This is a genomic window from Bradyrhizobium sp. 142 (assembly GCF_023074015.1).
In the GTDB taxonomy this organism is placed as follows: Bacteria; Pseudomonadota; Alphaproteobacteria; order Rhizobiales; family Xanthobacteraceae; genus Bradyrhizobium.
Window position 1 is genome coordinate 1 of record NZ_JADPKQ010000452.1, and the last position, 2986, is coordinate 2986.

The following is a 2986-nucleotide window of genomic DNA, read 5'->3' on the forward strand; positions in this document are numbered from 1 at the left end:
ATTAGGCCTCATATGTAAACGAAATGACGCCTACACGCTGCCATGGCAGGGCAACCTATAGGGTTATAGCTGCAAACATTCCTTCATGTTGCGTCAGATTTGCGATTGACACGCAATATATTGAGGCATATTTATATTTACGTTTTATCAGGGCCGCCCATGGCAAAGGCAAAAAAGCCAGACCCGAAGAGCGAAGCGCTGTCGCAGGACGGCGTGCTCAATCCCAATCCCGAAGCCGTGCGCGACGACTTGTTCACCGGCAATCCATTCTTCGATGCCAAAGACCTGGTCCAAGTGCGCTACGAGATGGTGCGGCGCCACCAGGTCGACGGCATTGCAATCAGCGATGCTGCCGAGGAGTTCGGCGTCACCCGGCCGACCTTCTACAAGGCCCAGAACGCGCTGCAGACGACTGGTCTTGCTGGTCTGCTGCCGAGCAGACGCGGTCCCAGGGGCGGCCACAAGATCTCCACCGAGGTAGTTGCCTTCGTTGCCGATCTCAAAACCGCAAGCCCGGCTCTGACGACTTCGCATTGTGTCGGTGCGATCGAAACGCGGTTCGGAATCAAGGTACACCGGCGCAGCCTGGAACGGGCGCTGGCGCGCAAAAAAAAACGAATCAATCCAGCCTGATCGTCGCGCCGTCGAACACCACGGAGCGCTACGAGACGTTGCGCGCCGCGGTATTGCGCGGCGGGGGCGCGGCTTGTCCCGGTCTCGGCATTCTCCACCGCCGAGGTGTGGCGGAATGGATTCGAGCACTCGGGCAGGAGCCCCCTATCGAGGTGGCCTGCTCCGATTATCGGCTCACGCCCTCAACCCCGCACGACCCAGCACCGGCAACAAGCGACATCACTCGTCTTGTCGCCGGCATCCTCGTCGCCATCGCAATGGAGCCCGTCCATGCCTGAACTCAAGGTCACCGCCGACCATCTCGAGCGTGACGCCTATCTTTATGTTCGCCAATCGACGCTTCGCCAGGTTGCCGAGCACGGCGAGAGTACGAAGCGTCAATACGCGTTGCGTGATCGGGCGGTCGCGGCGGGCTGGCCGATCGAGCGCATCCATGTCATCGATCGCGATCTTGGTAAATCCGGATCGAATGCAGCAGCACGCGATGGCTTCCAGCAACTCGTGAGCGAGGTGGCGCTCGGTAAGGCTGGGATTGTCATGGGTCTCGAAGTCTCGCGTCTTGCTCGCAACTCGGCGGACTGGCATCGCCTCATCGAGTTGTGCGCATTGACGGCGACGCTCATTGTTGACGAAGATGGAATCTACGATCCAGCCGCCTTCAACGATCGCCTGCTGCTCGGCCTCAAAGGCACAATGAGCGAGGCCGAACTGCACATCCTCAAGGCGCGCATGCGCGGTGGTCAACTCAACAAGGCTAAGCGTGGCGAGCTCGAGATGCGGCCGCCGGTCGGCTTGGTTTACATGGCCGAGGGAACACTTGGCCTTGATCCCGACATGCAGGTGCAGCGCGCCATACGCTTGGTCTTCGAGACATTCGATCGGACCGGAAGTGCTGTCCAGACAGTCCGATTCTTCCGGGAGCAGGGCCTCATGTTCCCGCGTCGACTGCTTACCGGGTCAAACAAGGGCGAACTCTTGTGGGCGCCACCGCAGCATTCGCGCATCCTGCAGGTTCTGCACAATCCGCGCTACGCCGGCGCATTCGCGTATGGCCGCACGCGCACACGCCACCGGCCCGATGGTGGCACCAGTGTCGTTAAGGTTGCCAGGGCAGACTGGCAGTTCGTCATGCCTGGCAATCAGGGCTACATCGACTGGGACTGCTTCGAGACCAATCAGCGTCGGCTCGCGGATAACGCCCGTGCCTTCGGTGGCGAGCGTCTGTCGGGGCCGGCCCGCGAGGGCCCCGCGTTACTCCAAGGTCGCGTCCTGTGCGGTCTATGTGGCGAACGCATGAGTGTGCGCTACAGCCAGGAGCACGGTCGCATTGTCCCGACCTATCTCTGCCAGGCAAACGCGACACGCCGCGCGGGATGGACGTGCCAATCAGTTCCCGGCAAGCTCGTCGATGCAGCGGTAGCGGCCCTGATGATCGAACTGATGACACCGATGACGCTGGCGGTCACTTTGGAAGTTCAGCGCGAGCTCGAGGCGCGCGCCGCCGAGACCGATGCGGCGCGCCGCCAACATGTCGAGCGGATGCAATATGAAGCCGAGCTGGCGCGTCGGCGCTACATGAAGGTCGACCCCGACAACCGCCTCGTCGCCGATACCCTCGAGGCGGATTGGAACGGAAAGCTGCGTCTTCACGCAGAGGCCGTCGAGGAATACGAGCGCCGAAGCAAGCAACAGGCTGCGACACTTAGTGCCGAGGCTCGCCGACGTATTCTCGGTCTCGCCGAACAGCTGCCGCAAATCTGGAATGACCCGCGCGTTGATTCCCGCGAGCGCAAACGCATCGTACGCCTGCTCATTGACGACGTAACCTTGATCAAATCGGAGACGATCACAGCCCATGTGCGTATGTGCGGCGGGGCTACGCGTACCTTGGTGCTCGATCGCCCATTGCCGATCGCCCAGATCCGCAAGTTCAAACCAGAACTCGTCGCGACGGTCGATAAGCTACTCGAGCAGCACTGCGACCGTGAGATTGCCGACATCCTGAACCGTGACGGGTGGCGCACCTGGGAAAGCGAGCCCTTCAACCTGAAGAAGGTCGCCTTCATCCGATATGCCTACAAATTGGCGAGCCGACACGAGCGGCTACGCGGCCGTGGCATGCTCACTACACGCGAGGTCGCTGCCAGGTTTGGCGTCTCTAAAACCACCGTGTACGAGTGGGGCCGTCAGGGGCTGATCACAAAATGCTGTAGTGACCATTTGAATCGTGGCCTGTGGACGCTGCCCGCACAGCAGACCATACTCAAAGGCTGCGGAGGGCGCGACGCCCGCGCGGCCCGGCTCATCTCCATCGCCGCGCAATCGCCAGAACAAGGTGCAGTATGAAACACTC

General features: G+C 61.2%; 2 protein-coding genes. Both read left to right on the forward strand.

Going from position 1 to position 2986, the window contains the following annotated elements; genetic code table 11:
• Positions 1-99 precede the first annotated feature (99 nt).
• The gene (locus IVA82_RS41375; RefSeq protein WP_247493877.1) at positions 100-633 is read left to right on the forward strand and encodes a helix-turn-helix domain-containing protein; all 534 of its coding nucleotides are present in this window, start codon (positions 100-102) and stop codon (positions 631-633) included.
• 270 nt (positions 634-903) lie between these two features.
• Positions 904-2979 carry a recombinase family protein gene (locus IVA82_RS41380; protein ID WP_247387074.1) on the forward strand — a complete coding sequence of 692 codons (2076 nt, stop codon included), beginning with the start codon at positions 904-906 and terminating at the stop codon, positions 2977-2979.
• The last annotated feature ends 7 nt before the right edge of the window (positions 2980-2986 follow it).

Bases quoted from the DNA above. Each gene is read 5' to 3' on its own strand.
- IVA82_RS41380 (WP_247387074.1), top strand. From the start codon at position 904: ATGCCTGAACTCAAGGTCACCGCCGACCATCTCGAGCGTGACGCCTAT.